The organism is Streptomyces katrae, assembly GCF_000717655.1.
GTDB lineage: Bacteria > Actinomycetota > Actinomycetes > Streptomycetales > Streptomycetaceae > Streptomyces > Streptomyces katrae_B.
On the sequence record NZ_JNZY01000086.1, the window covers coordinates 1 to 3,158 of the forward strand.

Sequence of the window (3,158 nt, forward strand, 5' to 3'; positions counted from 1 at the left end):
GGGGTATCAACTTCTGGCGTTGATTTTTGGCACGCTGTTGAGTTCTCAAGGAACGGACGCTTCCTTTGTACTCACCCTCTCGGGCTTTCCTCCGGGCTTCGTTCTTCGTTTCCGACTCTATCAGACTCTTTCGTGTCCGATTCCCGGTCGAAGCGGGGTTCGCTTTCCAGGGCTTCGCTTTCGCGTTTCCCTTTCCGGCGAGTCCGACTCTATCAGAAGTTTTCCACCGGATTTCCCGGCTTCAGATTCCTGGATGTGGAGTCGAGTGTGCACCCGCAGAATTCGATTCGGGGTGCGAGGGGATCTTGCTGTTTGGCTGCCGAACTTCGTTCAGTTCCAGGCAACCGCTCAACCCTACAACTGGCCATCCGAGGTGTCAAAACGAGCACCCACGGGGGCCATGACCAGCGTCTTCACCGGCCGTCGGCTCCAGCGACACCTACCCGTGCCAGCGGCCTGTGCCCCGCGGTCACCGCCCCGAACGCACGGGGCCGCCTGCATCCCCCGGGCGAGCCGGCTCGCGTCCCGCGCGATGGCCCGCATACGGGGCAGGCCCCGTACCGACCCGACCGCCCGGCCAAGGACATGGGGCCCGTGTCGCTGATGCGGATCTCGACATCACCTAGAAGAGTTAGGTTATAACTAGGAGCCCTAGGAACAGATGGAGGGCACATGGCACGGGCAGGGCTGACCGCTGAGCGGGTGACGATCGCGGGCGCCGAGCTGGCAGACGAGGTCGGGCTCGACCAGGTGACCATGTCGCAAGTGGCGCGGCGACTCGGTGTGAAGGACGCGAGCCTCTACACGCACGTCCGCAGCCTGTCGGATCTGCGCGGACGGATCGCCCTGTTGGCGGCCGACGAGAAGACCATGCTGATCGCGGAGGCCACCGCGGGGCGGGCGGGCAAGGACGCGCTGGTCGCGTTTGCCAACGCCTGGCGGGAGTACGCCCACCAGCACCCGGGCCGCTACACGGCGACCCAGACCCGGATCCAGATCGACCCCGAGCTGGCCGCACAGGCGCCCGGACCGCGGCGCGCGGTCTCGCTGACGTACGGGATGCTGCGCGGCTACGGACTGGCAGAGCCCGATCTGACCGACGCGGTCCGGTTGCTGCGCAGCACGTTCCACGGGTTCGTCGCCCTGGAGGCCGCGGGTGGGTTCGCGCATGAGCGTTCGCCCCAGCAGTCCTGGGACCGCGCCCTCGACGCCTTGAACACCCTCCTCGAGCACTGGCCCTCGTCCCGAGAAGGAGACTCCTCATGACCGCTCCGACCATCGGTAGCCTGCGCGTGAACGGCGCGACCCTGCACTACGAAGTACGCGGCCGGGGCCCGCTACTCCTGCTGATACCCGGGGGATCCGGCGGCGCGGCCTCCTTCGACGGGATCGCGGACGACCTGGCCGCCGAATACACCGTGGCGACCTACGACCCGCGCGGCATGTCCCGAAGCACACTGGACGACGCCGAGGCAGTGCAGCGAGTGTCCGACCATGGCGAGGACGCGCTGCGGATGCTGGACCTGCTGTCGCCGGGACAACCCGTCCACGTGTTCGGCACCAGCTCCGGCGCGATTGCCGCCGTACACCTGCTCACCACCTTTCCCGAACGCGTCGAGCGACTCGTGGCGCACGAACCGCCGCTGGTGGAGGTCCTTCCGGACGCCCCCGAGCACCGTGCGCTCCTCGCACGTGTGGAGGAGACACTGCGCGCCCAGGGACTCATGCCGGCGATGGCCGTGTTCGCCGCCGGTTTGAAGAGGGAAGGCGCGGCCGCAGAGCCGAAGGCCGCTGTCACCCTTCCGCCCCAGGCTGCAGCGCGGGCCGAACAGACCATGGCCAACCTGCCGTACTTCATCGGACGCATCGTCCCCGGCTTCATGTCCTACGTCCCGGACATCACCCGACTGGGGACGGTGTCGGACCGGCTCGTGCTCGCCGGTGGCCAGGACTCACGCGACGAACTGCCGTACCGTCCGGCCGCGCTCCTGGCCGAGCGTCTCGGCACGCCACTCGTGCACTTCCCCGGCGGACACACCGGCCTGACGACACATCCCGCCGAATTCGGCGAACGCCTTGGGAAGGTCTTCCGAAACGGGTAGAGGCCAGACTCCTCGGGGCCGCGGGCGCCCTCGCGTCAGTGCTGTGCGACTGGTGCGACCGCGCCGTCACGCGAGGGGCCGGCTGGCGCCGCGCGCGGTGCCAGCCGCGCCGAGGATCAGCCGCCCGTCCCACTCGGCCAGGACCGGTCTCTGTGTACTGCCGCCACCCGGTCGTCCGGGTCCCCGTGTCCGCGGTCAGCCAGTCGCCGGTCGGCAGGATCCGGTTCGGGGATCGGCACCGGATGGATCACGGCGATCAGAGGTTGACGCGCTTCAGGTAGACGCGGCTACGGTGGGGGACCGTCTGGTACCAGAGCATCACGTGCTCGTCCTCGTACGTACGCAGCCGCATGGGGCTGGGGTCTTCGTAGAGGCTGCCGTCCTTGGGGTCGATTCCCATGGAGGCCAGATCCACCAGGCCGTCCATCACGGCGCCGACCGTTCTCTGGTGCTCGGCGGCCATGCCACCGAGCACCCACTCGCGGCTGGGATCGCATTCCCATGCCCAGCCGCCGTCGTTCGCCACTCCTTCGCCCCGCGGACTCACTGACCGATCTCGCGCTGCGCGTCGGCGAGGATGCGGCTGCTCGTCTCCATGGCTGCCCGGAACTCCGCTTCCGTGGCGGCCGGGTCGCCGGCGGTGCGTTCGGCCTCGAGCAGCGCTGCCGAGCGCGCGGGCCAGCGGTGGATGGCCACGTGCGTCGCCCACTTGATCAGGAAGAAGCGGAGCGGGTTGATGGCACCCGTCTCCGCTGCGCGGTCGAACGCCGCATGGCACTCCCTGTCGAACTCGGCGAGGTGCGGCATGTCGATCCGGCGCACGGCGTCCCGCAGGGCTTCGCGCGTCATGGCCGGCTGGGGGATGAGCGGACCGTCGTCTTCGACGTGCTGTGCTGTCATCGTGCCTCCCGGGGAACGGTGGCCACGATACCGATCCGGTCTGACAGAAGCCCCCTGAACGCAGAAAAGCCCCGCACCATAAGGTGCGGGGCTTTCCCACAATGATTGTTCGGCGGCGTCCTACTCTCCCACAGGGTCCCCCCTGCAGTACCATCG

At 68.3% G+C, this 3,158-nt stretch carries 4 protein-coding genes; 2 read left to right on the plus strand and 2 right to left on the minus strand.

Annotated elements, in window-relative coordinates; translation table 11 throughout:
• Positions 1-672: 672 nt before the first annotated feature.
• Both IF09_RS0139425 and IF09_RS0139430 read left to right on the plus strand, forming a co-directional pair.
• A complete protein-coding gene (locus IF09_RS0139425) occupies positions 673-1,266 on the plus strand; it encodes a TetR/AcrR family transcriptional regulator (RefSeq protein WP_030304362.1) in 594 nt (197 codons plus the stop codon).
• On the plus strand, positions 1,263-2,102 hold the full coding sequence (locus tag IF09_RS0139430; protein WP_030304364.1) for an alpha/beta fold hydrolase: 840 nt from the start codon (positions 1,263-1,265) through the stop codon (positions 2,100-2,102). Before IF09_RS0139425 ends, IF09_RS0139430 begins: the two co-directional genes overlap by 4 nt.
• A gap of 256 nt (positions 2,103-2,358) precedes the next feature.
• Here the strand turns inward: IF09_RS0139430 and IF09_RS0139435 are convergent, their stop codons facing one another.
• A complete protein-coding gene (locus tag IF09_RS0139435; RefSeq protein ID WP_030304366.1) occupies positions 2,359-2,628 on the minus strand; it encodes a hypothetical protein in 270 nt (89 codons plus the stop codon).
• Between the two features lie 17 nt (positions 2,629-2,645).
• On the minus strand, positions 2,646-3,002 hold the full coding sequence (locus IF09_RS0139440) for a DUF6247 family protein (RefSeq protein WP_030304368.1): 357 nt from the start codon (positions 3,000-3,002) through the stop codon (positions 2,646-2,648).
• Between the last annotated feature and the right edge of the window lie 156 nt (positions 3,003-3,158).

Excerpts from the sequence above, each read along its gene's own strand:
- IF09_RS0139425 (WP_030304362.1), top strand. The coding sequence starts at position 673 with ATGGCACGGGCAGGGCTGACCGCTGAGCGGGTGACGATCGCGGGCGCC.
- IF09_RS0139430 (WP_030304364.1), top strand. The coding sequence starts at position 1,263 with ATGACCGCTCCGACCATCGGTAGCCTGCGCGTGAACGGCGCGACCCTG.
- IF09_RS0139440 (WP_030304368.1), bottom strand. The coding sequence starts at position 3,002 with ATGACAGCACAGCACGTCGAAGACGACGGTCCGCTCATCCCCCAGCCG.